Here is a 25,131-nt window from a genome sequence, read left to right on the forward strand (position 1 = left end):
TGTTAATTTTTCCTTTCTTCTTAAACTGCTGGGAATAAGCTATCTAGGTAAAGCAAGATTTCTACTCAAACTCCTCTTTCCCAATAAACACAGATGGATAGTGTAGTAATTCATTGAGATCGGTATCCAATGGTAAATCATAAATTGCTAAATAGTTTTCAGGATATAGAGCAACTAGCTCTTCATATTTAGCCTTTACCTTTTCGTGATCACTACTAGCATACAAGACTTCAACGACTGCTCCAGTCTTATCCTTTTCAATAAATGCATTAACGATAATTTGTATCATAGACTTGTACTAAAAATCAATCCCTTTCCCAAATTCCTCCACCTCATCCGGCGCATCACTAAACAAAGTCACATGCCCCATCTTGCGGTTGTGCTTCGCTTCTATTTTACCATACATGTGGAGGTGGGCGCTTGGATTTTCTGTGACATATTTTTCAGCAGCCTCGACATGCTGGCCGAGAACATTGAGCATGACGGCTGGGGCATGTAGTTTGATGGCTGGCAATGGTGCTCCGAGAACACCTAGAATATGGGCATCAAACTGAGAGAAGTCACAGGCTTCGATTGAGTAGTGTCCTGAATTGTGTGGACGCGGGGCAATCTCGTTGACAATGATGTCATCAGCTGTCGCAAACATTTCCACACAAAGTGTTCCAGACAAGTTGAGTTGCTCAGCGATTCTCACTGCCATAGCTTTGGCCTTGTCTGCTAAACTCTCAGAAATGCGAGCTGGCACAATGGTCTTAGATAGAATGTTGTTACGGTGGATATTTTCCTGAACTGGAAAAACCGTCACATCCTTGCCATTCCCAGAAACGATAACAGAAATTTCAAGATCAAAGTTGACAAATTCTTCCAAAACGCAGTCTGCTGAGTCAGCTAGCGCATAGGCTTCTACCAAGTCTGCTTCTGAGCGAATAACCTTTTGTCCATGCCCATCATAGCCACCCGTCGCAGTCTTGAGGACATAGTTTTTGGACAGGTCAATCTCCGCCAAGTCTTGACTAGAATTTACAACCTTGTAAGGAGCCACCGTTACTTGAGCCTTGTTAGAAAGGAAGTCCTTTTCAAAAATCCGGTTTTGGGAGATGCGAAGTAGATCGGTTCCTTGAGGGAGTTGTCCATCCTTGATAACAGCATCCAAACCGTCGGCATCGACATTTTCAAATTCATAAGTGAGAACATCACAGCGGTCCGCCAGCTGACGAAGGGCATCCACATCGTCATAAGGAGCCACGATGATTTCCGCAACGCGAGAGGCCGGGCAATCCGCCGCAGGATCCAGCGCGATAACCTTGTGACCCATATAGATAGCAGAAATGGCCATCATCTGACCCAGTTGACCACCACCGATAATGCCGATTGTTTTAGATGAGCTCATTCGTCGACTCCTCTGCGATTTTTCCTTGTTCTTCTGCAAAATCTGCCAAAGCTGTCGCAATAGCTTGGTCCTCTACTGAGAGGAGACGGAGGGCAAAGAGAGCCGCATTTGTCGCACCAGCTTCACCAATAGCCATTGTCGCCACAGGCACACCGCCCGGCATCTGAACGATAGAATAGAGCGAGTCCACGCCACTAAGGGCACGTGATTTGACGGGCACCCCAATGACTGGAAGGGTTGTTTTAGCTGCGACCATACCTGGCAAATGGGCTGCGCCTCCAGCACCCGCTATGATGACCTTGATACCGCGACTACGTGCTTCCTCCGCATGTTTAAACATGAGGTCTGGTGTACGGTGTGCAGAAACAACTTTCTTTTCGTAGGCTACACCAAAGCGATCTAGGACTTCTGCGGTTTTTTGCATGGTTGCCCAGTCGGATTTTGAGCCCATGATAATGGAAATTACTGATTTCATTTCTTTTCCTTTTTCCTCTTTTTCAACAATCACCTTAAGTTGTGAGGGACGGCAGCAAACCTTCGGTTTCATTACTAAACTTTGAGCCTAAGGTCTCAAAGCTTCCCCGACCAGAACAGAAACTGTTCTGGTCTTTTCACCACGGCGACCATTATCGTATTTGGCGACTTCGTCGCGTTATTCTTATATCTTTACTTAATTGCCTTGCTTCCGATATCAGTTCGGTAAAAGAGGCCTTCTGTGTCTTGTTTGTCAAGTTCTTGGTAGATAGTGTTTTGGGCTTCTTTGACGGTAGCTGCTATGGTGACGAGCATATAGACACGGCCACCATTTGACAGCAGTGCTCTGCTATTTTCCGAAAACTTAGCACCTGCATAGTAGGTGATGATGTCCCCTTCTGTCTTAGCTGGCAATTCAACACCCTTTTCATATTCTAGCGGGTAACCCTTGGATGCGACAACCACACCCAGAGTCACACCCTTATCCGTCCATGTGATGTTTGGCTCCTTACCATCGAGGATATCCGTAATATTTTGTGCAAAGTCAGATGTCAAACGAGGTAGGATAATCTGAGTTTCAGGATCTCCGAAGCGAGCGTTAAACTCGATAACCTTAGGTCCATCAGCTGTCAAGATAAGTCCTGCGTAAAGGATACCCAGATAAGGGCGCCCTTCTTTAATCATGCCATCAAGGACTGGCTTGACAATGGTGTCAACCGCTGTATCAACCACACTCTGTGGTAAGTGTGGAACTGGCGCATATGCTCCCATACCTCCCGTGTTAGGCCCTTTGTCGCCATCGTAGGCACGTTTGTGGTCCTGAGCCGTTGGCATGATGTAGAACTTATCACCATTGACAAAGGCAAAGAGTGAAAATTCCTCTCCTTCAAGGAATTCCTCAATAACCACACGCGCACCTGAGTCACCAAATTTATTGTCCAAAAGCATCTCATGAGCGGCTTCGACCGCTTGCTCGACTGTCTCAGCAACGACGACACCCTTCCCAAGCGCCAAGCCATCCGCCTTGACTACGATAGGCGCACCCTGCTTTTCGATATAGGCCTTAGCTTCCTCGAAATCTGAGAATGTGCCATAGGCTGCTGTCGGAACGCCGTATTTAACCATGATTTCCTTGGCAAAATCCTTAGACCACTCAAGTTCAGCCGCAGCCTTAGTCGGACCAAAGGCTTTGAGACCAGCTGCATGGAAATCATCCACGATACCAGCCGCAAGGGCGTCATCTGGCCCGATAAATGACCAAGCAATATCGTTGGCCTTTGCAAAGTCAATCAATTTAAAATGTTCGGAAATAGAGATATTTACCAATTCCAGACCATCCAGAGTCATCCCATCATTTCCAGGAGCAACAAATACTTTTTCAACGTCTTTTGACTCAAGCAACTTCTTAGCAATCGCATGTTCACGACCACCCGAACCGACAACAAGTAGTTTCATCTCACAACCTCTTTTGCGAATTATTTACTAATATTATATCACAAACGTTCGTTTTAATCTTGTTTCACTCCGCATTTTTACGCAAAAAAGGAAAGAAACTGTTTTCTTTCCTTTACGTTCTTAATGTCTAAAATGTCTCACGCCTGTGAAGACCATAGTCAAGCCGTATTTGTCAGCAGCTTCGATAGATTCTTGGTCACGGACCGATCCACCTGGCTGGATGATAGCCTTGATACCTGCTTTGGCGATTTCTTCCACATTATCCGCAAATGGGAAGAAGGCATCCGAAGCAAGCACAGCGCCGTCCAGACGGTCTTTAGCTTGGTCAATGGCAATACGGACTGAAGCCACACGGTTGGTTTGACCTGGGCCAACACCAAGTGTCATGTGGTCGTTGGTTACAATGATTCCGTTTGATTTGACGTATTTAATAGCCTTCCAAGCAAACTCAAGAGCTGTCGCTTCTGTCTCAGTTGGTTGGCGTTTGGTCACCACTTGCCAATCGGCTGGGCTTTCTTTGACCACGTCTTGGTTTTGCACCAGAAGTCCACCGACAACACCTGTATATTCTGCTTCCACTTCGCTAGCCTCTTGAGCATCAAATGGCAAGGCAAGGATACGCAAGTTTTTCTTTTTGTTGGTCAAAATAGCTAGCGCTTCATCCGTATAGCTTGGTGCAATGATGATTTCAAGGAATACACCATGCATCTTCTCGGCTGTCGCAGCATCTACCTCACGGTTGAGAACGACAATCCCACCAAAGATAGACACTGGGTCAGACTCATAAGCGTAGTCCCAAGCAGTCTCAATGTTATCAGCCTGACCGATTCCACATGGGTTCATGTGTTTGAGAGCCACAACGGTTGGACGGTCTTTAAAATCACGGATGATACGAATGGCCGCATCAGCGTCACGGATATTATTGAATGACAATTCTTTCCCGTTGAGCTGTTTCGCTGAAGCAATGGAGTAATCCGTCGGCAAGGCTTTTTGGTAGAAATCGGCATCCTGTTGAGGATTTTCCCCATAGCGCATAGCTTGTTTGAGGTCATAAGTCAAGGTCAGTTTTTCAGGTTTGCGTTCTCCGACTTGAGCTGTGAAATACTCTGCAATCAAGGCATCATAAGCCGCTGTGTGACGGAAAACTTTTGCTGCTAAACGTTGACGCGTTTCGTAAGTCGTTTCACCATTGGCTGACAACTCGTCCAAAACCACAGCGTAGTCAGCAGGATCTACCACAACTGTAACACTGGCATGATTTTTCGCTGCTGAACGAAGCATAGATGGCCCGCCGATATCGATATTCTCCACCGCATCAGCGTAAATCACGTCTGGTTTGAGGATGGTTTCCTTAAATGGGTAAAGGTTTACCACAACAAGATCAATGAGCTCAATCTGGTTCTCCTTAGCTGCTTCCAAGTGACTATCCAAGTCACGACGAGCCAAAAGTCCCCCGTGGATATTTGGATGAAGGGTCTTGACACGGCCATCCATCATCTCTGGAAAACCAGTCACATCATCGATGGCAATGGTCTTCACCCCAGCATTATCAAGGGCAACCTTGGTCCCACCTGTCGAGATAATCTCCCAACCAAGTTTTTTGAGTTCTTGGGCAAATTCAACAATGCCCGCTTTATCTGAGACGCTGATTAAAGCTTTTTTCGTCATTCTATTCCTCTTTCTTTAGGTCCAAGCGCATAGCGACTTCGTTATTTTCTTCTATAAATCCTGTTTCCTGAAAACCCAAACTAGTCAACAGGTGCTTCATTTTTTCATTTCCAACCACATAATCTGCGATAATATGATTGCAAGTGCTATCCATCTGAGCCTTTTTGATCAGAACTTCCACAGCTTTTCGTCCATAACCTCTTCCTTGGTACTGTTGGCCAATCATTATCCGCCAGATAAAGTATTCCGCTTCATCCTTGTCTATTTCCAGCAGGAGAAAGCCAACCACTTGCTTATCCCAATAGATCGCCATCGGAAACACATCTTCGTTTTTCCGGTAGAGCCATGCATCAGCTAAAGAGCGTACATTTGGAGCCACGAAACGTGCTCGTTTATCAGCTTCAGATATTTTCAAATCCAGCACTGCCTGAAAACTGCTCTCATCTACTAATTTCAGTTCAATCATTTTTTCTCCCAGCAAGATTGCGCAATCAAAACTTGACTTCGATCTTATTTTCGTGCAACTCCCAAGCTATCCAGAACCTCTGGATACAACTTGTACTCTGCCTCATGAATCCGAGTTTCAAAACTTTCAATCGTATCATCAGCCAGCCGTGGCACACGCACTTGTTTGATAACCTTTCCTGTATCCACACCCGAATCCACCCAGTGAATGGTCACACCAGACTGATCCACGTCAGCATTCCAAGCATCCTCAATCCCATGAGCTCCTGGAAATTCTGGCAAGTAGGCTGGATGAATGTTGATAATCCGACCTTCATAAGCTGCTAGTAAAGTAGGCCCAACAATTTTCATGTAGCCTGCTAGACAAACCCAGTCAATCTGGTGCTCTTCCAAGAGTTCGACAAGGGCTGCTTCGTAGTCTGCCTTGTTGTCAAACTCCTTGAGTTCAAAAGCATAGGACAGAACGCCGAGCTTGTCTGCACGTTCGAGCACATAGGCGTCACGATGGTCTGAAAAGACAAACTCTACTGGAAATTGTTCCGCTATCACCTGAAAATTTGAGCCATTACCAGAGGCAAAAACCGCTATTTTTTTCATTTGATGATGACACTTTCGTTTTCTTTCTTGACGATACGACCAATTTCATAGACTGGTTCATCCAACAATTCCTTGATACGACTTACATTTTCAGGGCTAACTGCTAGCATAAGTCCCACACCCATATTGAAGATTTCAAACATTTCTTCGTGTTTGATCTGACCGTATTTCTCAAGAGCTTTGAAAATCGGAAGCACTGGAACTTTGCTTTCATCAATTTCAGCAGCTAGGTCATCCGCAAACATACGAGGGACATTTTCGATAAAACCACCACCAGTGATGTGGGCAATGCCGTTGACCAACTCTTCCTTGATGAGTGGTAAGACACCCTTGACATAGATACGAGTCGGCTCAAGAAGAACTTCCTTGAGTTGCTTGCCTTCCAATTCTGGCAGGACTTCCTCACCTGTGTAATCCGCAAAGACACGACGGACGAGAGAGTAACCATTGGAATGAATCCCACTTGAAGCAAGTCCGAGAAGAACATCTCCCTCTGCCACTTTTGAACCGTCAATGATTTGAGATTTTTCAGCCACACCGACCGCAAAACCAGCCAAGTCATAGTCATCTTCGCCGTACATGCCAGGCATTTCAGCCGTTTCCCCACCAATGAGGGCAGCACCAGCCTGCACACAACCTTCTGCCACACCAGCAACCACTTGTTCTAGCTTAGCTGGTTCATTCTTCCCTGTCGCTACGTAGTCGAGAAAATAGAGGGGTTCCGCACCCGCAGCGATGATATCATTGACACACATGGCCACACAGTCCTGACCGATGGTATCGTGCTTGTCGTACTTGATAGCCAACATGAGCTTGGTTCCGACACCATCAGTTCCTGAAATCAAGACGGGTTCTTTAACCCCAGTCTTTGAAAGGTCAAACATACCACCAAAGCCACCAAGAGCTCCCATGACACCTGCACGCTCCGTACGAGCCACGTGCTTTTTAATCCGTTCAACAACTTCATAACCCGCTTCAACATCCACACCAGATTGAGCGTACGCATTTTTATTTGCCATTTTTATATTCCTTTTCTTTAATGGAGGATCTTTCGTCTATTTGTAAAAACTGGTCTTTTCTTCCAAACTTCTACGATAGTCTTCTTCATAGTCGTAGAGAGGCGTTGGGTAATCACCGTCAAAGTAAGCAACACAGAGACCACCATTTGGTGCATCTGTTTCAATCCCAATCGACTCAATCAAACCTTCAACAGAAAGATAAGTCAGACTGTCCGCACCAATGATTTGGCGAGTTTCTTCGACCGTATGATTAGCCGCAATCAGCTCCTGACGTGTCTGGATATCAATCCCGTAGAAGCATGGATAAGCTAGCGCTGGACTACCAATGGCAACGTGAACCTCAGTCGCACCCGCTTCTTTCAAGAGCTGAACGATCCGACGAGAGGTTGTTCCACGTACAATAGAGTCATCAATCATAACCACACGCTTGCCTTTTACAACACCAGAAACTGCAGACAGTTTCATCCGCACCCCTTGCTCCCGCAATTCTTGAGTCGGTTGGATAAAGGTACGTTGGGTGTATTGGTTCTTGATGAGGCCCATTTCATTTGGTAGCCCGGACTCTTCAGCAAATCCCATAGCCGCGCTGAGGGAAGAATTGGGCACACCGACCACGATATCCGCCTCATGCTTGAATTCACGCGCCAATTGAGCACCCATACGTTTACGTGCCGTATGAACATTGACACCATGAATGTTAGAATCAGGGCGGGCAAAATAGATATACTCCATAGAACAGATTGCTAACTGAGTATCATCTGTATAGCTATCATACTGGATGCCCTTGTCATCAATAATCACAATCTCACCTGGCTTCAAATCACGAATCCATTCAGCACCAATAACCTCAAAAGCACAGGTTTCAGAGGAAACAACCACTGCTCCGTTGGCCATTTTCCCGATAGAAAGGGGACGGAAACCATTGGGATCAAGGGCAGCAATCAACTTGTCCTCAAACAGTAAGATATAGGCAAAACCACCTTTGACAAGGCTGAGCGCTTCCTTGATTTTGCCCATCAGGCTAGGATTATGACTGCGACGAATGAGGTGAGCCAAGATTTCAGAGTCCGAAGTCGCGCTGAAAATCGCTCCTCTTTGTTCCAGTTCTTTCTTGAGAGAGGCTGCATTGGTCAAATTTCCATTATGAGCCAAGCCAAACTGCATATCGTGAAAACGGAAGAGGAAGGGCTGGATATTATCTACAGAAGCTTCGCCAGCAGTCGCGTAACGCACATGCCCAATCGCACCAGTTCCTGTCAATTTATCTAAGTTAGCAGGATTTCTGAAGACTTCTGATAAAAGCCCCATGTCACGATGGCGCTTCAATTGTCCCTGATCATTGGAGAGGATTCCTGCCCCCTCCTGACCACGGTGCTGAAGACTGTGGAGTCCAAAATAGGTCAATTTAGCAGCATCTGGATGTCCCCAGATACCGAAAACACCACATTCTTCATTAAGAGATTTTACTTCATATGTCATTTTTTATACCTTTTATTTTTACATTATAGCCCACTCTTCTAAAAGAAAATTAGGAATTTCATCTGGCTCGACTCTCTTATAACTATCAACACCTACATACTGACCCAAATTAGGTTCACCGAAAAGTTCTTGACTAAGTAGTACAAGCTTCTCATTTGTTCTAATTTTTTCTTTAATTGTCGGGCTAAAGTAATAGTTTTCAGTGTAAGCAAATATTAAATAATTAAGAAAATTCAGTTTCTTCAATCGATCGCTACTGTTAAACTGACTTTTTAGAGATCTATATTTCCAATCCCTTTTATGATAAAAAGCTAGCACCATCGTCTTTTCTTTTAATGGTAAAATAGCCAGATGCAACTTCTGAATACGATTATTTTTTGAATGGTTACTCGTATCATTCACTGGATATTCATACATATCTCTAATCAACGTTAATGAGCCTTGAAACGCTATCGGTGTCTTATAGGGGAGTACCTCATGAAAAATAATTTGATATGCTCCTTTAAGATTGTTTTCAATAGCAGTTTTATGGAGTAAAATTTCATTTTGAAAATCTTCAATATCATAATCAAAAGAATTATGAAGATCTTTTATTTTTTGAGATGTATTCTCTAATGTTCTATTAGAAATCTCAGGTATTCTTAAGTATAAGGCCTTCTTGATTGTATTATCAGACATTGATTTTTCAAAATGATATTTTTCCTCCCTCCTTTTAACTAGTTCTAAAAGGAAATTTTTCAATGCAATTTGTGACAACATTTTATCGCTAGGATAAGACGTAAGATTCATTTCATTTTCATATTCCTGAAAATAGAAAGAATCACATTTACGACAAATAATTTGTATCGTTCCCGAATTGCTCACTCCCTTATCATTATCTAACAGATCGTTCCCTATTAAATAACCAGCTTGAGTTAACATGCCAGAATCAGAAATATTTTTTAACGATAACTGTGGAATGGTGTGAGAGTTGCAAAAACTTGTAGTATCTTTATCACAAAGTAAACACTTTCTTGGCTTTAAGTCCTCCTTCATTACTCTCATCTCTCTAGATAATGTTTTTTTCAATTGAATCTTTTTTTCAATATCAGGTATATCAATTAATTTATTCAAATACTTCACAAACTTTCATTTTACTTCTCAAAACACACCAATCGTCTTAGTCATCTATAGTCTTATTTCCCAGTAAAGTATTGAACTGCTGATGCAAACAGGTGCTGGTCTTTATTTCCTGGAATATTTTGGAAAAGACCATCTTCATAACGTTCTGAGTGGCCCATCTTACCGATAATTTGGCCGTTCTTGCTAGTAATTCCTTCGATGGCGTTGACTGAACCATTTGGATTGTACTTAGAATCCATACTTGGCTTGCCGTCAAAGTCTACGTATTGACTGAAAATTTGTCCATTGTCTCGGAGTTCAGCAAATTCCTCGGCCGTCACAACAAACTTCCCTTCACCGTGCGACACTGGAATGGCGTGGATATCGCCCACTTGCACTCCAGCCAACCATGGTGAGTTGGTATTGGCAATCCGAGTTTCCACCATCTTGGCCACGTGTTGGTTGGCATCATTGTAAAAGAGGGTTGGGCTAGTACTAGTAGCATCTTCGAAGTTTCCGTATGGAAGAAGACCTGATTTGACCAAAGCCTGAAATCCATTACAGATACCGATAATCAAGCCACCACGGGCGATAAAGCTATCAATAGCCACACGGACTTTTTCATTAAGCAGGATATTGACAATAAACTTAGCTGATCCATCTGGTTCGTCCGCAGCTGAGAATCCACCTGCAAAGAAGAGGATGTTAGCCTTACCGATATTGTCAACCATGGTTTCAACTGACTTGACAATGGCTTCTTCATTGAGTGTCACGAATGGCACCAAGTTAACCTCTGCGCCTTCTTTTTCAAAGGCCTTAGCTGAGTCATATTCTGAGTTGGTTCCTGGGAAGACTGGGATATAAACCACAGGTTTTTCAACCTTTTCTTTAGCTTTAATCACAACATCTGATGCCACAGCTGATACTTCAGCTAGTTCTTTGGCTTGGACAAACTCTGTTGGGTAAACTTCTTCCAATTTGCCTTGGAAGGCACTGTCAAGTTTCTGTCCATCTAGCTTCACACCATTGACAGTTAGTGTGAATTCTGCTGTCGTCTGTCCAATCTTCTCTACTCCAGCGATTTCTTCAGGCGATGTGAAGACAAATCCGCCCAATTGTGCTGTCAAAGAACTTTCAAATTCAGACAAGGTCACCTCTGCACCGATATGATTTCCAAAGGTAGCAAGAGCCAAACTTTCAAGCACACCACCGTATTTGACAGCCGATGCAGATGTTACTTTGTGAGCCTTTTGAAGGGCTTCAAACTGAGTAAAGTTAGACTTAATCAAGTCAAAATCAATTTCTGCAGAGAGGGTTTGACCTGGGATGTAGTAGATATTTTCACCAGCAACTTTAAATTCTGGAGAGAACACCTTACGGCTATCTGCTGTTGTCACTCCAAAAGCAACCAAGGTTGGTGGCACCGTCAATTCTTCAAAGGTACCAGACATAGAGTCCTTACCACCGATAGATGGCAAGCCAAGCTGAATCTGAGCTTCGATAGAACCTAGGAGAGCTGCCACTGGCTGACCAAAACGCTCAGCTTGTTTATCCATGCGCTCGAAGTACTCTTGGTAAGAGAAACGAGCCTTAGACCAGTTGGCACCAGTAGCCACCAAACGAGCAGTTGCTTCGATCACCGCATAGGCAGCACCGTGGTATGGAGACCATTCAGCTACATATGGGTTGAATCCTTGAGCCATGACTGACGCAGTATGAGTCACACCGTGTTGAACTGGTAATTTCTGCACAGATGCCTCAGTTGGTGTGAGTTGGTAACGACCACCAAGTGGGTGATTAACCGTTGAGCGTCCAACAGAGCAGTCAAAGATAGTCTGTAATCCTTTTTGACTCGCATGGTTGAGATCAGATAGAACCGCAAGGGTATCAACTTCAAGTGTGTCAGCAGATGTTTGACGTTCTTCTGGAAGCTTGACATCCTTGTCCACAACCTTAGCATCGACGACCACACGCACACCATTGGTGTCAAGGAAACGACGTTCCAAGTCGACAATGATTTCACCATTCCAGTGCATGACTAGATTTGGTTTTTCAGTCACTGTCGCCACCACAACAGCATCAATATTCTCTTTGTTACATTCAGCAACGAAGGCATCTACATCCTCAGGACGCACCACAACCGCCATCCGTTCTTGAGATTCAGAGATGGCAATTTCTGTACCATTCAAGCCTTGGTATTTAAGAGGAACCTTGTTGAGGTCGATTTCAAGACCATCTGCTAATTCACCGATAGCTACACAGACGCCACCAGCACCAAAGTCATTGGACTTCTTGATGAGACGAGTGACATTTCCATTACGGAACAGACGTTGAATCTTGCGTTCTTCGATAGCATTCCCTTTTTGGACTTCAGCTCCAGCAGTTTCCACAGACTCAACCGTTTGAACCTTAGAAGAGCCCGTCGCACCACCGACACCATCACGTCCAGTCTTACCTCCAAGGAGGATAATCACATCTCCCGCTTCCGGTTTTTCACGGACAACATTGCCCTTAGGAGTCGCTCCGACAACAGCACCAAGCTCCATGCGTTTAGCTACAAAGCCTGGGTGGAAGTATTCACGAACGTAGGTTGTTGCAAGCCCAATCTGGTTACCGTATGAAGAATAACCATGGGCCGCTGTTTTAGAAATGACTTGTTGTGGCAATTTCCCAGCGCGAGTTTCTGAAATCGGTGCTGTAATATCACCCGCACCTGAGATACGCATAGCTTGGTAGACATATGAGCGACCTGACAATGGGTCACGAATAGCACCACCGATACAAGTAGCCGCCCCACCAAATGGCTCAATCTCCGTTGGGTGATTGTGGGTTTCGTTTTTAAACATGAGGAGCCAAGGTTCCTTGACACCATCAACGTCCACTTCAATTTCGACTGAGCAAGCATTGATTTCGTCTGACACTTCCATATCATCCAAACGTCCATTAGCACGCTCATAACGACCGAAAATAGTCGCCATATCCATCAAGGTTTGCGGTTTTTCAGAACGCCCCAACTCATCACGCATGGCAATATACTTATCATAGGTCGCCTGCAATTGCTTTTGGAATTTAGAAGCTGAGAAGTCGATGTTTTTCAACTCTGTCTCAAACGTCGTGTGACGGCAGTGATCAGACCAGTAAGTGTCCAAAACCTTTAGCTCTGTTTCCGTCGGCACGCGCCCGATTGACTTGAAATAGTCTTGGATAAAGAGCAAATCATCCACTTCCATAGCCATGCCCTGCTCGGTCTTGTAGCGGGCAAAGTCTTCTGCTGTATAGCTTTCAAAGAAAGGCAATTTAGGAATGGTCTTGTCTGACTCTGAAAATTCCTGCTTAGCAATCCCTGTCGTGATGTCCTTGAAACGAGAATCAACTGGATTGAGCAAGTAGTTCTTGACCGCTTCTAGCTCAGTCGCATCAATATCTTTATTGACTAAGTAAAGTTGGGCTGTATTGACTGTCACATCACTCGAACTTCCCAGCAAAAGCAAGGCTTCCTGCGAAGATGCTGCACGCTGGTCAAACTGCCCTGGTAGGCTTTCAATGGCAAAGAAAGCATAGTTGGCAAGATCCGCCTGCACAGCCGCTTCGTCCAAAACATGGTCTGTCACCTGCTCAGAGAAGATGTGTTTCTCTGCAGGTGCAAACAAGTCCTCCGCCAAGTCAAATACATCATAAACTTGCACAATGCGAATGCTTTTCAAGCTTGAAAGCCCCAAGTTATGCTGGAGTTCTCTTACCAAACTCTCTGACTTTACCTGAAAATCAGCCTTTTTTTCAACAAAAATACGTTTATCCATCAATCCTTATTCCTTTATTTCAACTCTTGTAATATTCCCAACGACCTTGAGGTTGTTATTTCAATTCCTGCAACTTTTCCCAGACAATCTCGTAAACATCTGTTAGTTCTCCCAATCCCCTACGGAGTGAAAAGGTCTGGGGGACCTTTTCAGCCTGAGTCCTTTTAGTTGAGAGACGAAGGTTTTCCGTTGCAAACAGATTATTTCAAACCTTGCAGCTTCTCCCAAACAACTTCATAAACATCGGTTAATTCACCTAGTCCCCTACGGAAAACATCCTTATCCATGTGGTTGCCATCCGCATCCCACAAACGGCAGTTATCTGGTGAAAATTCATCTGCCAAGATAATCTTGCCATCCTTGTCAAAACCGAACTCTAGCTTAAAGTCAATCAACTTAAGTCCAATCTCAGCAAACCAGACTTTCAAAAGTTCATTGATTCGACGGGTTTCTTCCTTCAAGTAGGCAATCTGCTGGTCATCCGCAATCTGTAGGAATTTCACATGCTCATCATTGATAAACGGGTCATCCAAATCATCATTTTTGTAGTAAAATTCGACAATCGGAGTCTCAAATGCGATTCCCTCATCCACACCAAAACGTTTTGAAAAGGAACCAGCAGTATAGTTGCGGAGCACGACTTCCAAAGGAATAATCTCAACCTTTTTATTGAGTTGTTCTGTATCTGAAAGTTTCTCCACAAAGTGAGTCGCCACACCAGCCGCATTTAATTTCTCAAAAATAAAAGATGAAATCTGATTATTCAAAACTCCTTTACCTGCAATCTGCTCCTTCTTGACACCATTGAAAGCAGTCGCCTGGTCCTTGTAAGTTGAAATAATAAGATTTTCATCCTCAGTTGTATAGATATCTTTAGCTTTTCCCGAATAGATCAATTGTTTTGACATTTTAAAGTTCGCCTTTCGTATTACTTGAGCACATTCTACCATAAAAAACCTAAAATTACAAGAATTTAACCGAATAAATAACGTAGTAACCTCAAAAAACATAAAGAAAAAACTGCAAGAAGAATTTTTCTCACAGTTTAAAAATCATTTAACTCTAAAAATACGAACATTACTCTTTGTTCAAAAATTGATCTAAATAATAACGTAGGTAACTTTTCTTGCCCGTAATCATCTGCAGGCGACCTTCCACCCCGTACCGAAGTTTTTCAGCCTGCTCCGAAGTTAGATTAGTCTCCGTCTCGATTTTAAAGAAATTCCCTTTTTCAGTCTTAGTAGCTGTCGCATCAATACTTGTAATAGTAGAATCTAAGAAAATTTGATTCTTGGCATCATGAGTCGTAGTATAGCGAACAGAATCACCGACCTTGATCCTTGCTACATCTTTTGAACTTAGATAAGCTGTGAGTTTGGCTTTCCCTTCTTTTTCCAAGGACGGATAGAGTTGGGCTAGTAGAGTCCCCTCTGCTACCATGGTAGAATCACTGGTCTCAGGATTAAGATGAAGAACCCCATCCTCACTCGCCGTAATTTTCCCCTTGTCTAGAAGACTTCCCTGAATCTTCTTGCCTGACTCTGCTTCCAGGATTTTCTGGTCTAGAAGGGTCAATTCCTGACCAACCTTTGCCAAGTGTTGGGATTTGAGAGACTCCAATTGACTGCTTAAGCCTGACGCATAGGCTTGCTGCGTACCTGAACCTGCATACTGGACACGGTAAGTAGCGAGACTAGATTCTAACTGAGAAAGCTGCGCTTCAACTTGCGCAACTGCTTGTGCCTTAGATTGCGGATTTTCCTCGCCCTGAGACTTGTAGGACTGGTAGAGAGAGTAGGCTAGATTCTGACTGTCCAAGGAAGCACCTGTTTCAATAGCTGACTTAGCTGTCTGGTAATCGCGAATTTTAGCCTCTGTTTGGCTGATGAGGTTGCCGATTTCGGCTTGGGTTTGGCTAGCTGCTGCATTCTGGGACGCGATGGTCTCATTTTGTTGCGATGTACTAGCCCTAAGACTACCTGCTTGGCTGAGGTAGTCACGAAAGGTGGCTTGATAGCCAAACTTATCCTCCTCTGGAAAGTGGTTCTCCCCTTCTTGCAAACTCTTTTGCAAATACTCCAAATGCTTTTTTTGATCCTTGAGCATGTCCAACTGACTAGCATAGGCCTCCGCTTGGATACCCTCTGCCCCTTCTTGATATTGAACCAACAGTTCTCCCTTTTTAACCAGCTTATTTTCTTCCAAATGATTGACAAGAATACGATTATTGCTAGTTGACTGGATATTTGCCAGGATACGACTAGGCTCGACAGTAGCTCTAGTAGACAAACTCATCTCCTTCTTTGCAAAAGTTGCAAAGCCAAGCAAAAACACGAGCAGAAGGGACATGGGGACAATCACCCGACTGGAAAAATTATGGTAACGACGATTATAAAACTCCGCACTTTCTAAAAATTCTGGTTTCATCCTCTCCTCTTTCTAGCTATTGACCAAATGGGCGTAAAAGCCACCCTGTGCAAGTAAATCAGCATGATTTCCTTCTTCAACAATCTTGCCCTGATCCAAAACAACAACCTTCTCTGTCCGCTCAGCAATGGTCAAGCGGTGGGCGATGAAAATCAAGGTCTTATCTAAAGCCATGAGATTATCTACAATTCGCTTCTCAGTCAAGATATCCAGACTGCTGGTCGCTTCATCCAAAATCAAGACCGGCGCATCTGTCAAGAGAGCACGCGCCAGAGCGATTCTCTGACGTTGACCACCTGAAATTCCTGCCCCATCCGAAGTCAATTCTGTCTGATAATTCAATGGCATGCGCTCAATATCCTCCCGAATCTCTGCCAATTCCACCGCCCGTAAGATATCCTCTTGAGTCGTCCCTTCCTTGGCTCCAAGGAGAAGATTCTCCAAAATCGTTCCGTTAAAGACATAGGGCTGTTGAGGCAGATAGTTGATATACTGGCGCAAGGCCTTTTTATCAATCTGATTGAGATTGACACCACCCAGACTAATCTCTCCCTGACTTGGATCATAAAAATTAACCATCATCTTGGCCAATGTCGTCTTACCTGACCCTGAAATTCCCACAAAAGCCACCTTAGACCCTTGGGGAACGGTTAAATTGATATCCGACAAGACATCTCGACCATAGCCATACTTGTAGGAAACCTGCTTGAAGGTCATCTCTCCCTTCATCAAGCTCAGATCCTCAACTGTTTTCTTCTCCTCAAACTCAGAAGCTACCAGATAAACCTCATTCAGACGGTTATTGGCAACCTGCGCTGTCTGAAGCTTGGTTTGCAGATTGATGATATTTTCCAAAGGATTGGTAAAGTAAACAAGCAAGGTATTATAGGTAATCAACTGTCCCAAACTCATCTTGCCATCCATGACCAGAACAGCCCCCATCCAGAGAATACCGACATTAAGTAAGAGATGGGCAACCTTTTTCAGAGCCTTTTGCTGACTCTCTGCCCGACTATAGGTAAAGGATTTTTTCAGATAATCCACAAATTCCTTGTCAATCTTTTGATATCGTGAACTTTCACTGGTCAAAGACTTGATTGTCTCAATACCATTAATGTCCTCGATGATAGAAGAAGACAGAACTGCATTGGCTTCCATGGTATCCCGATTCATCTTTTCAAACGGCTTCATAAAGGCAAAGATAATCACTGTATATATAGGAAGTGCCAATAAAGTCATGAAAAAGAGATTGGTATTTTGTGAAAATAAAACAAGAGAAATAATGACAACCGTTGACACATCTAGGAAAATTGAAAGAATGGTCGAAGCCAGCGCGTCAATGATACTGTTAGCATCCGTAAAACGAGACACGATTTCCCCTGTTCTGCGTGTCGCAAAGAAAGACATAGGCAGGTGAAAAACATGCTTGATATAGGATAAAATCACATCAATCGACAAGCGTTGCCCCAAAACAAGTAAGAGATACTCCTGAGCATAAGACAAGATCTGCTGGAGAATATAAACGATAACCAGCCCAATAGAAATAATCCCCAGTGTCGAACGCATCTGATCTGGCACATAGGTATCAATGATAGACTGTAGATAATAAGAACCCACAATATTAATCAAAGTGACCAAGAGTGTTGCCAAAACGATATTGGCAATCAAGCCACGTTGCTTCACTAATATAGGGATAAAAGAGAGAAGGCCATTCTTTTGATCCTTATGAGGCTTATAGTCTGGACTAGGCGCCATAAACAAAGTCACTCCCGTCCATTCTTCCGCAAAACGCTCACGTGGCAGTTTGGTCAATTTCACCCCAGGATCTGGATCGGCAATATGAATGCTGTCCTTATCCTGCCCAGTCACCACATAGTAGTGAAGCAATCTCCCTTCCTTAAGCACATGGGCAACAAAAGGAAAAGTCAAATCTGGCAAGTCAAAGAGCGTCATATCCGCCTTGATCGCTCGCGTCTCAAAGCCAATCTCCTCTGCCACCTTGACCAAGCCCAAAGCCGTCGTCCCATCCATGGTCGTCTTGGCCAATTCTCGCAAGTGAGCCAAAGAATAGTAACTACCATAGTAGCCAAAGACCATAGCTAATGAAGCTACACCGCAGTCCATCTGATCCACCTGCGGACGATAGTGACATTTCCCAAATTTCATATTCATCTCCTTTTTCCTAAACTCATCTGATAATAACTATCTTACCCCAATCACTAAACAAAAACTGGACTTCCTCCCCAAATGCGCCTATCTACCCCCAAAATGCACTTTTGGGATTTAAAAATAGGTAGAACAAACGTCATACCTAAAATATATATTTATTTCTTTTTCTTCCTAATTCTTTTGTCAATCATATATAAAACGATAATCGAAAACAGCGGTGGTACAATATAACTCTTTTCACTCATTGTCAGCTGAAATCCCAGAGTTGCTAGTATCTTAAAGATGAAAATATTCATCAAAAATAGAAAAATAAATACTAAAAAATATTTTAAAACCTTCTTCATTTCTTTTCTTCAACTCTCCTAATTTCTATAACTATTCTATCAAAAAAACACGAATAATAATAATACAAATAAACTCCAAACGATGTAAATAGACACTTCAACTGCACTTTTGGGATAAAAAATAGGCAGAACAAACGTCCTACCTACTAAAAATATGGTATAAAAGGAAATTGATTTTTTACTGACACCCTAGGCAAGCTTGGGACAAATAAATCATTGATAGTAATCTTTACGACATCCTATTTAAAGTTACTTCAATTTTTAATGTCCCTGCTATTTCTAAGCCACCTCTGGTATGATCTATTCCTAGTCAGAATAGATAACACCGTTCTAAATTACGATTCATAGTTACTCCTTTTTTGATTCGTTACTATAAGACACCTATTCCCTATAGAGCGTCTACTACTTCAAATTTATCCATTCTTTTTTCTTTACTTCTGTATAAAAGAATGAAGACCATCATAAATAATGCAACCGTGGGTATATTAAAATTATCAAACCAAGTAGGTAAAGATACTTTATTTATGTCAGCTACTAATCTGATGATGATATAAGACATTGAACTAAGTAATACCATGATTTCAGGCAAAACTTTCAATACTGATTTAACAAATTTCATATTAAACTCCAATGTGATGCATTCTTAGATTCTAGCCTAGCTATTTTCAGCGCAGACTAACAAGTCATTCTTAACTGTTTACTCTACTCGCTTTTTATTGACCTTATATCCTAGATAAAAGAGCCCAAATAAAACGGGGTAAATTTCTGGATAAAATAGGGTATTGATTGAATTTCTCAAAATCAAATACGTTGCGATATAGATTATGAGCGATACGGTAAAATAACCCTCAGCAAAGCCTAATAAAAATGTTTTCATAATAAACTCCTAATTACCTGACAAGAATGGCGGAAAAACGCTACCATTCATATACACAAAATCCTTTTGATTCATGTTCTTCATTTATAGTTTTGATTATTTTTTGACAAATCTTTGCGAAAAATACCAAAATATCCTGCGAAAAGCAAACCAACTAAAGTCCATTGCCAATTAAAGGATACTAACGAACCTGTACGAATCACATGAAGCGCGACATTAAGAGTTATTCCCAACAAAGGACATATCGTGGCTAATTTAGGTAACAATGTATTGAGATTAAGGTTGCGACTGTTCATTATCTAACGCCCACGACGAGCCAAATCTGAACCAAATGTGTAACCAGCCCCAAATGCGCCAAATGCAATAGCACTTAGGCCAAATATAATCGAAATAGGTTCAATTCCTCCTTCAATTACTTGCAAATCTTTCTCATCAACTACTTGAAATTTATCCATTCTTTTCTCCTTTACTTCTATATAATAAAATGAATACCATTAAAAACAATGAAATTGTTGGTATATTAAAATTATCAAACCATGTAGGTAAGGGTAGCTTATTCACATCAGCTACCAACCTGATAATTGTATAAGATATTGAACTAAGTAATACCATAAGCTCAGGCCAAATCTTCAGCATTAATTTAACAAATCTCATATATAAATCCAAAATTATGGTCGATTAGCATAATATCCTGCAGCTATGCCTGCACCTGCTGAAGCTGTAGCAAGCGCAGCTACACCTCCAATTAATTTCCAACTAATAACTACACCACCAATAATAATTGGTGCAATTCCCCCATCTACATTCACCAACTCTTCTTCTGTAAGAGCTGCAAAGTTCTGTTCCATTTTGTCAAAATTTGTCATCTTTTTTCTCCTCAATTTGTATATGTTTAATGTTTATACTCTAAGCCACTTAAATAGCCAGATTGGATAAATAGCTGAAATAATCATTTCTAATCTCCTTTCCTCTTCTTCTCACTTATCTATTCGAAAAAAATTTCGAAAATGTACAACTAAATTAAATTAAATTTATTTGAAAAATAATTTAGTAAACCACGGATAAAAAATTGGTAGATACATGAACTAGGCTCCTTTCTGTTTCCTCTTACTTATCTATTCGAAAAAGAAGTCAAAAAAATAAGAATATCAGAAAATTTTCCGACATTCTTATTGATAAATTCATTCAAATCTAACAGATATTAGACATTGAGATGTTTTTTAAGGGTTCTTCTGGCTGTTCGTGATACGGGGAAGTGCAAGCCTTCTAACAAGGTCACTTCTGTGGCAGTCATCTCCTCAATAGCCTGTAAACTGACCAACGTATTGCGATTGGCATAGACAAAGTAATCTTTTTCAGCCTTAGCAGCGATATCCTTGAGACTGCCGTAAATGGTCTTGATAGAATGATTGGCATAATAGACCTTGATACGATGGGATTCCACTGAAGTTTCAAAGGCTAAAATCTCATGGTAAGGCAGAGTAAAACCCCGTCTTCCCTCAAAACTATAGGTGAAGAGACACATATTTTCCCTCTTATCCACTGCTAATACATAGTCCAAACAGCGCTCCAGCTGATAACGGTAATCCTCCTCAGACTGATCCTTGGAAATAAAATCCAAGGCAGACAAGTGGTAGCTAAAAGCTAGAGGCAAGGCCTCCGAGTGCGTAGACACAAAGACAATGCTTGTAAAAGGATCCTGCTCCCGAACCTGTTGAGCAACCTGAAAGCCCCGTTCACGCTCTCCATCAATCTCTAAATCCAATAAATAGAGCTGGTAATTGTCAAAATACTGAGAATACTTTTCAACATCTCCATAGTTTTTGGCAATATCAATCTCCAATCTTAAATTACGAGAGCGACCGATATCTAGTAAAGTCTGCTCTATCCGTCCCTGCTGGACTCTATCGTCTTCCAAAACTAAAATTCTCATTCCTCTCCCCCTCGTTTCTCATTCTTAAATGGCAATTCTAAATCTTGTCTAAAGGTCGTCTCTCCTAGTTGGGTATCTAAGTTTAAATCATAATGAAAAACCATATCCTCCAAGGTCGCTAAGCCCAGTCCACTGTGGCTTCCCTTGGTCGAATAACCCTTTTGACTGAGAATGCTGGGATTCAGTTCTTCTTTCTTACGAGTGTTTTCAATGATAAAACGAACACTCCTATCACCTGCCAACAAAGCAACCCGAATCTGCGGATTTTCAGCCTCACTGGCTGCCTCTAAGGCATTTGTAGTGAGGATAGAGAGGATACGGATAGCCTCCAACATCGGCAATGTCAGCTCTTCAACAACCCCCACCGTCTCCAAACTAAAATGAATTCCCTGCTTATCTGCCACAATCATGGCTTTGGCCAAGGTATTACGAATGGCTATGTCATGAATATTGTGAAGATTAAAGGCTGTGTAATCTGCCTTTCTCAGCTTTTCATTTGTCTTTAGAAAAACATCTTGATAAATGGTAGACACCTCAGCCATGTCTTGATTGGCTATGGCAGGCTCCATGCTGGCGACAATTCCTGCAAAATCATGACGGAAACCTCGAACTTCATCATAGAGATGACCTAGCTTATCCACTATTCCTTGCAAGGAACGATTTTCATCTTCCTGTCTCTGAATGGTTTGCTCATCACGATAAACCTGCTCCAAATGCTTGATGTAAAAGAGCCAAGAGAAAAAGAGAATGAAAATCAGGAGAGAAATGGTCGTGTCAAAACGAACATAGAAAGGATTACATCCTCCAGACATGATGGATGAAAACAGTCTGAAACCAAACAATAAGGATAAGATCCACATACTTTTCGTCACTAACGATTGAAATTTATCTAAAAATAATATATTGAGATCAATTCCCCATCGTCTTAAAATGACAACAGACAAAAACAACGAAATCAAACTAAATACAGAATTAAATCCACTATGCAAGAAATCAGATAGTTCAGAGTAGTCAAATATCAATCGTATTATAAATGTCAAAATCAAATATCGAATACTTTGATAAAACATAAATAGATAAAGGGCAAGAAAGAGAGCTTCCTTCTTCTTTTTCTTTAACACAATCCAAAATATTATATAAAAGAATAATAAATTGCCAACATGCAAGAAACTCGGAAAAACGAAGGTAGCAAATAGCTGAAAAACTACCCAAAGAAATATAGAGCGTTTGTCATAAAATGCTTTAGAGAGTTGACTACCTAGATAAATCGGAGGAGCTAAAATATTGATTAAAATCAATATAAACACTAAAAATTCAAGTAATATAATCATAAATCTGTTTAGTTAACACATTTTAATCAAAATACTATCTTGGCTCTGGGAGTAGATGTAGCCAATGGTAAATATCTTCAAAAATCCCTCCACCATTCACTTCCTCCAATACCTCTGGGGTTAACTCTTCAAATTGCTCCAATTCTACAAATATATTTTTCATTTCCATGACAGACTCCTTTTCATTATTTTATAGATAACTCTATCCCCTGCTCCATCTACAAAAGGCTTTAGTTTCCTTTTAAAATACAAGAAATCTAAAGCCTCCTGAAAATGGTATATTGGTTAGAGTGTTAACAATTAGTTGTGAAGATATTATTTTTATTTAACCACGACCACTTTATAATATTCGTTTGAGTGTGGAGATTCAATTTTAATTTTTTCACCATATAAACCATCAATTTCTTTATCAAGGAAATTTGAAACTCCTGATGGCAAGCGTTTCATCTTAAGAATTTCACCAGATTGATCCGCATAGGCTAGGATATGATGGTGTGTAGTGGTTGCTCCATCATCAATTAATACAAAGTAACCTGTTTTGAGCTTACCTTGCTCATTTTCTAAATAGTATAGTTTATTGTTATTGATTGTAAAGTTAGTAGCTCCAAGACGAAGTCGTGCACCTGGATTTTCTAAATAGACATCATTGCCAACTTTTTTAATCTCTGAATAGGTTGTCATTGCTGGGATATTAACCACACGATGTCCATTTTCATCAAAGTAGTAACGATTTGGTAAGTTTTGGAAGTTCTGTACAACTGCCTTAGAATCAATTTCTTGTCCTTCATCTTTATTATCTACCAGAGCTAAGGTTGTATTTGAAACCTCATCCCCATATTTGTCGGAAAACTTCTTGAACTCTGGTCTGATATACCAAGCATTTTTTTCAATAATAACATCGTCACCTTTAGCATTTAGCAAATATTCTTGCCCATCTCCAAGTTTGACAATATCATGAATATTGTATCCAGAATCTTTTCTATTTGCTAGATAGCCATCCTTACCAATGACATAACTTTCCCCATCACTGGCTGGAACAGCTCTATCTGCGACCATTGCACCTGATTTTTCAAAGTAAGACCATTGACCATTTGCAGTTGCCCATCCTGTTGCCATAGCGCCACTGCCTTTTAGGTAGTACCAAGTAGACCCTTCTTTGTACCAACCTGTGCGCATAGCACCACTATCTGCTAGTGAGTACCATGTGTTACCTTCCTTGTACCAGCCAGTACGCATAGCGCCACTATCTGCTAGGGAATACCATGTATTTCCGTCTTTGAGCCAGCCTGTCTGCATTTTACCAGTGCCGTCGAAGTGATACCATGAGCCAGCATTTTGTACCCATTTATCCTTAGCTAGACTGCCATCTTGTGAAAGATTCCAGTCAGCACCATTTTTAACCCAAGTATCTGCAGCTTGTGCTTGGTTGATAGACAAAAGTAGAGCAGCACCTGCAAGCAAACCAAGTGTGAGTAGTTTAGATTTTTTCATAGCCATTTCCTCCTTTATTGAATAGCTATAGGAGGGTTTCCCCTCTTTATTTAGCTATATTCTAATACTTTTCATAATCAAAGTCAATAATATTGTGAAAGATTAGACAATATTACCAATATCTACGAATTGTATTTTGAGTAATACCGTATTGATCCATATAAGAAACATATTGACCTGGATATGGAGCATGAACTACCTTTCCACCACCAACATAAATACCTACATGGTCATTTGTCTCTTCACTATTATACAAAATCAAATCTCCAGCTTGTTGAGAACCATTACTTACATAACTTCCTCCTGTTGCTTGACCATAGGTCACTCTAGGAATACTAATATCGAACTTAGCATGAATAGCCATCGTAAATCCTGAGCAATCTACGCCACTATTCAAATCTGCCCCACCCCAAACATATGGGATTTTCCCTACAAATGTCTCGGCATATTCACCAAGTGCCTGTCCACGATTTTCTACCCATACACCACTGGCTCTAAAGAAGTATGGTGTACCATTCACACGTTGATAACCAGTGACCATAGCACCACTAGCAGATAAGTAGTAATAATTACCATCAGGTTGAATCCAAGTATTTTCTTTCATCCATCCTTGGTCATCAAAATAGTACCACTTGCCATCTAATTGTTCCCAATTTTTAGCATAACCACCTGAACCGTATTTAAACCACCATTTACCATTGGTTTGCATCCATGTTCCTTTCGGATCACGATATTGATTGAAAGCTTTCTTCTCTTGATTTCCCTCTGCTTGGGTTTCTTTATCTTCAAAACCAATCAATTTTACTTGATCAGCTTCTTCAGCTTTTATCTTGCCTTGATTAACTAATTGAGCAATCGCTTCTTTCTCACTTGCTGATGGGGAATCAGCATAGGCTACCGTAGTATTTGCTAGGAGAACGCCTCCTGCAAGAACTAACAAACTAGAATAAAGATATTTTTTCATCGTGAAAATCCTTTCTTTTTTCTCCTTTTTGGAGATTGATTTTTTCTGACTCTATTATATCCCTTATGTCTCCTCAGATTTCTACTGTCCCTAGAAAGACTAAATCTGTTCCTAAACGGTCACTTGAACCAAAGAAAAATTCCAAAG

26 protein-coding genes are annotated in these 25,131 nt (G+C 41.7%); all 26 read right to left on the minus strand.

Going from position 1 to position 25,131, the window contains the following annotated elements; all coding sequences use genetic code 11:
- Nucleotides 1-61: 61 nt before the first annotated feature.
- The 26 genes from O3599_RS05345 to O3599_RS05470 all read right to left on the minus strand — a co-directional run bounded on the left by O3599_RS05345 (nucleotide 62) and on the right by O3599_RS05470 (nucleotide 24,984).
- Nucleotides 62-289 carry a hypothetical protein gene (locus tag O3599_RS05345; RefSeq protein WP_000614686.1) on the minus strand — a complete coding sequence of 76 codons (228 nt, stop codon included), beginning with the start codon at nucleotides 287-289 and terminating at the stop codon, nucleotides 62-64.
- A gap of 9 nt (nucleotides 290-298) precedes the next feature.
- Nucleotides 299-1,390, minus strand: coding sequence for a 5-(carboxyamino)imidazole ribonucleotide synthase (gene purK, locus O3599_RS05350; RefSeq protein ID WP_247939341.1), 1,092 nt, complete (start codon nucleotides 1,388-1,390; stop codon nucleotides 299-301).
- Nucleotides 1,377-1,865 (minus strand): 5-(carboxyamino)imidazole ribonucleotide mutase, encoded by a 489-nt coding sequence (purE, locus tag O3599_RS05355; RefSeq protein WP_125416735.1) that lies wholly within the window; start codon nucleotides 1,863-1,865, stop codon nucleotides 1,377-1,379. Before purE ends, purK begins: the two co-directional genes overlap by 14 nt.
- A 191-nt stretch (nucleotides 1,866-2,056) precedes the next feature.
- Nucleotides 2,057-3,319 (minus strand): phosphoribosylamine--glycine ligase, encoded by a 1,263-nt coding sequence (purD, locus tag O3599_RS05360; RefSeq protein WP_371512216.1) that lies wholly within the window; start codon nucleotides 3,317-3,319, stop codon nucleotides 2,057-2,059.
- Nucleotides 3,320-3,439: 120 nt separating this feature from the next.
- Nucleotides 3,440-4,987: a bifunctional phosphoribosylaminoimidazolecarboxamide formyltransferase/IMP cyclohydrolase gene (gene purH, locus O3599_RS05365; protein WP_247939343.1), complete on the minus strand. Its 1,548-nt coding sequence runs from the start codon at nucleotides 4,985-4,987 to the stop codon at nucleotides 3,440-3,442.
- Between the two features lies 1 nt (nucleotide 4,988).
- Complete coding sequence (locus O3599_RS05370; protein ID WP_031237093.1) at nucleotides 4,989-5,453, minus strand: GNAT family N-acetyltransferase; 465 nt, start codon at nucleotides 5,451-5,453, stop codon at nucleotides 4,989-4,991.
- A gap of 44 nt (nucleotides 5,454-5,497) precedes the next feature.
- Nucleotides 5,498-6,049 (minus strand): phosphoribosylglycinamide formyltransferase, encoded by a 552-nt coding sequence (gene purN / locus O3599_RS05375; protein WP_023947406.1) that lies wholly within the window; start codon nucleotides 6,047-6,049, stop codon nucleotides 5,498-5,500.
- Nucleotides 6,046-7,068 (minus strand): phosphoribosylformylglycinamidine cyclo-ligase, encoded by a 1,023-nt coding sequence (purM, locus tag O3599_RS05380; RefSeq protein ID WP_371512218.1) that lies wholly within the window; start codon nucleotides 7,066-7,068, stop codon nucleotides 6,046-6,048. The genes purN and purM overlap by 4 nt, the downstream gene beginning before the upstream one ends.
- A 36-nt stretch (nucleotides 7,069-7,104) precedes the next feature.
- Nucleotides 7,105-8,547 carry an amidophosphoribosyltransferase gene (gene purF, locus O3599_RS05385; protein WP_049501033.1) on the minus strand — a complete coding sequence of 481 codons (1,443 nt, stop codon included), beginning with the start codon at nucleotides 8,545-8,547 and terminating at the stop codon, nucleotides 7,105-7,107.
- An 18-nt stretch (nucleotides 8,548-8,565) separates the two neighbouring features.
- The gene (locus tag O3599_RS05390; RefSeq protein ID WP_247939344.1) at nucleotides 8,566-9,669 is read right to left on the minus strand and encodes a hypothetical protein; all 1,104 of its coding nucleotides are present in this window, start codon (nucleotides 9,667-9,669) and stop codon (nucleotides 8,566-8,568) included.
- Between the two features lie 53 nt (nucleotides 9,670-9,722).
- Nucleotides 9,723-13,448, minus strand: coding sequence for a phosphoribosylformylglycinamidine synthase (locus O3599_RS05395; RefSeq protein WP_371512219.1), 3,726 nt, complete (start codon nucleotides 13,446-13,448; stop codon nucleotides 9,723-9,725).
- A 55-nt stretch (nucleotides 13,449-13,503) separates the two neighbouring features.
- A complete protein-coding gene (locus O3599_RS05400) occupies nucleotides 13,504-13,647 on the minus strand; it encodes a phosphoribosylaminoimidazolesuccinocarboxamide synthase (protein ID WP_079211609.1) in 144 nt (47 codons plus the stop codon).
- 1 nt (nucleotide 13,648) lies between these two features.
- Nucleotides 13,649-14,356 (minus strand): phosphoribosylaminoimidazolesuccinocarboxamide synthase, encoded by a 708-nt coding sequence (purC, locus tag O3599_RS05405; RefSeq protein ID WP_000043283.1) that lies wholly within the window; start codon nucleotides 14,354-14,356, stop codon nucleotides 13,649-13,651.
- A 169-nt stretch (nucleotides 14,357-14,525) separates the two neighbouring features.
- Nucleotides 14,526-15,875 (minus strand): competence pheromone export protein ComB, encoded by a 1,350-nt coding sequence (comB, locus tag O3599_RS05410; RefSeq protein WP_049515841.1) that lies wholly within the window; start codon nucleotides 15,873-15,875, stop codon nucleotides 14,526-14,528.
- 12 nt (nucleotides 15,876-15,887) lie between these two features.
- The gene (comA, locus tag O3599_RS05415; RefSeq protein WP_247939346.1) at nucleotides 15,888-18,041 is read right to left on the minus strand and encodes a peptide cleavage/export ABC transporter; all 2,154 of its coding nucleotides are present in this window, start codon (nucleotides 18,039-18,041) and stop codon (nucleotides 15,888-15,890) included.
- A gap of 158 nt (nucleotides 18,042-18,199) precedes the next feature.
- Nucleotides 18,200-18,388 (minus strand): hypothetical protein, encoded by a 189-nt coding sequence (locus tag O3599_RS05420; protein WP_125451621.1) that lies wholly within the window; start codon nucleotides 18,386-18,388, stop codon nucleotides 18,200-18,202.
- Nucleotides 18,389-18,776: 388 nt separating this feature from the next.
- Nucleotides 18,777-19,007, minus strand: coding sequence for a bacteriocin immunity protein (locus tag O3599_RS05425; protein ID WP_247939347.1), 231 nt, complete (start codon nucleotides 19,005-19,007; stop codon nucleotides 18,777-18,779).
- Nucleotides 19,008-19,085: 78 nt separating this feature from the next.
- On the minus strand, nucleotides 19,086-19,265 hold the full coding sequence (locus O3599_RS05430; RefSeq protein ID WP_143952629.1) for a hypothetical protein: 180 nt from the start codon (nucleotides 19,263-19,265) through the stop codon (nucleotides 19,086-19,088).
- An 80-nt stretch (nucleotides 19,266-19,345) separates the two neighbouring features.
- Nucleotides 19,346-19,561, minus strand: coding sequence for a bacteriocin immunity protein (locus O3599_RS05435; protein ID WP_078934268.1), 216 nt, complete (start codon nucleotides 19,559-19,561; stop codon nucleotides 19,346-19,348).
- Nucleotides 19,562-19,564: 3 nt separating this feature from the next.
- Entirely contained in the window at nucleotides 19,565-19,720 is a 156-nt protein-coding gene (locus O3599_RS05440; protein WP_000357248.1) for a smi_0061 family bacteriocin-like peptide, read from the minus strand.
- 213 nt (nucleotides 19,721-19,933) lie between these two features.
- The gene (locus O3599_RS05445) at nucleotides 19,934-20,131 is read right to left on the minus strand and encodes a class IIb bacteriocin, lactobin A/cerein 7B family (RefSeq protein ID WP_023947424.1); all 198 of its coding nucleotides are present in this window, start codon (nucleotides 20,129-20,131) and stop codon (nucleotides 19,934-19,936) included.
- Nucleotides 20,132-20,466: 335 nt separating this feature from the next.
- Nucleotides 20,467-21,198 (minus strand): response regulator transcription factor, encoded by a 732-nt coding sequence (locus tag O3599_RS05450; protein WP_023947426.1) that lies wholly within the window; start codon nucleotides 21,196-21,198, stop codon nucleotides 20,467-20,469.
- Nucleotides 21,195-22,070 (minus strand): GHKL domain-containing protein, encoded by an 876-nt coding sequence (locus O3599_RS05455; protein ID WP_247935691.1) that lies wholly within the window; start codon nucleotides 22,068-22,070, stop codon nucleotides 21,195-21,197. Before O3599_RS05455 ends, O3599_RS05450 begins: the two co-directional genes overlap by 4 nt.
- A 493-nt stretch (nucleotides 22,071-22,563) precedes the next feature.
- A complete protein-coding gene (locus tag O3599_RS05460; protein ID WP_004257719.1) occupies nucleotides 22,564-22,698 on the minus strand; it encodes a ComC/BlpC family leader-containing pheromone/bacteriocin in 135 nt (44 codons plus the stop codon).
- A gap of 152 nt (nucleotides 22,699-22,850) precedes the next feature.
- Nucleotides 22,851-24,020 carry an N-acetylmuramoyl-L-alanine amidase family protein gene (locus O3599_RS05465; RefSeq protein WP_004257714.1) on the minus strand — a complete coding sequence of 390 codons (1,170 nt, stop codon included), beginning with the start codon at nucleotides 24,018-24,020 and terminating at the stop codon, nucleotides 22,851-22,853.
- Nucleotides 24,021-24,132: 112 nt separating this feature from the next.
- The gene (locus O3599_RS05470) at nucleotides 24,133-24,984 is read right to left on the minus strand and encodes a C40 family peptidase (RefSeq protein WP_023947430.1); all 852 of its coding nucleotides are present in this window, start codon (nucleotides 24,982-24,984) and stop codon (nucleotides 24,133-24,135) included.
- Between the last annotated feature and the right edge of the window lie 147 nt (nucleotides 24,985-25,131).

It is taken from the genome of Streptococcus sp. 27098_8_103, from assembly GCF_041432345.1.
GTDB classification, from domain to species: domain Bacteria; phylum Bacillota; class Bacilli; order Lactobacillales; family Streptococcaceae; genus Streptococcus; species Streptococcus mitis_BV.